1 pseudogene is annotated in these 1,139 nt (G+C 66.5%); it reads left to right on the forward strand.

Annotated features, from left to right (window positions below):
* Nucleotides 1–35: 35 nt before the first annotated feature.
* Nucleotides 36–1,139 (forward strand): annotated as a pseudogene (locus ABTY56_RS38720) (hypothetical protein); the annotation flags it as partial.

The raw sequence follows: 1,139 nt of genomic DNA on the forward strand, positions 1-1,139 counted from the left end.
ATTTCACCTGCCTTCATCCAACGCTGCTCTACAGCATGCAGGGCATCGTCCTCGATACGGCGACGTTCGACCCCTACCTGCCCCATCCCTACCGCTGGCCACGCAAGGCCGGGAAGTTGGCCCTCAACGTCGCCATCAACGCCAAGTCCATCGTGGCAGCCGTATGGGCCTTGCAGGCCAAGCGGTTGGAGAAGGGGGACGACGGCCTGCCCAAGTGGCGCTACGGGCTGGCCGAGACCCGACGCATCATCGACGCCCTCATCGAGCACAACAAGCCCATCGCCCGGTACATCTGCTCGGACATGGGTGTGACGCTCATGGGCATCGATTCCAGGATGTGCGTCGAGGTCCTGAAGCGGTGCCGGCGGGACAACGTGGCGGTCCTTCCGGTGCACGACAGCTTCATGGTCGGGAAGTCCAAGGGGGCCGTCGTGACGGGCCATATGGCCGAGGTAATGGACCAGACCCGTACCAAGCTTTATTCAGGTCAGACAAGGGTTTACGGCCTAAACGTTCTGTCAGATGCTACCATCGCTTCTTCCCCGGTGCCTTCCCTTCTCCCGGTGGTGACCCTCGCCGCTGGAGCGGATTCCCCTGGCCTTGAGGGTTTCCCCGCCCCTGGAGCGGATACCCCGACCCTGATGGGTGTCGCCGCCCCTGGAGATTATACCTCGTCCCTGGAGGGTATCCCTGCCCCTGGAGCGGATACCCCGGCCCTGGTGGGTGTAGCCGCCGGTGGCGTGGCGTGTCCGTCCTTGCCCTGCTGCGTCCGTGGGCTGGCTTCGGCCCCTGTCGCCGTACCTGCCTCTCTTTCCTCGCCTTCCCCCGTCCTTGCCGTTCCCTGGGCGTCCGCGGGCCTGTCTCTCGACCCTCGCACCTCCGACCGTCTCCTCGCCGTCCTCACCCCTCCGGAGCCCATCCTCATGTCCTCGACGACCTCGCGCGACCCCGATCCTCTCCCCCACACCATGACCCTTGATGGCGCCGTCGTGACCGTCGCGGGCGGTCTTCGCCGTCCGTACGCCGAGGCCGAGCTCGCGGCCGGCCGAGATCCGTGGGCGCACCTGCCGCATGAGGCGCGTCCCGCTGGGGAATGGGCCATTGTCCCTCGCGTCCCCGCGGGCTATCTTGAGGGCACC

Origin of the sequence: Kitasatospora sp. NPDC097691, from assembly GCF_040302665.1 — a bacterium.
Taxonomy (GTDB): domain Bacteria; phylum Actinomycetota; class Actinomycetes; order Streptomycetales; family Streptomycetaceae; genus Kitasatospora.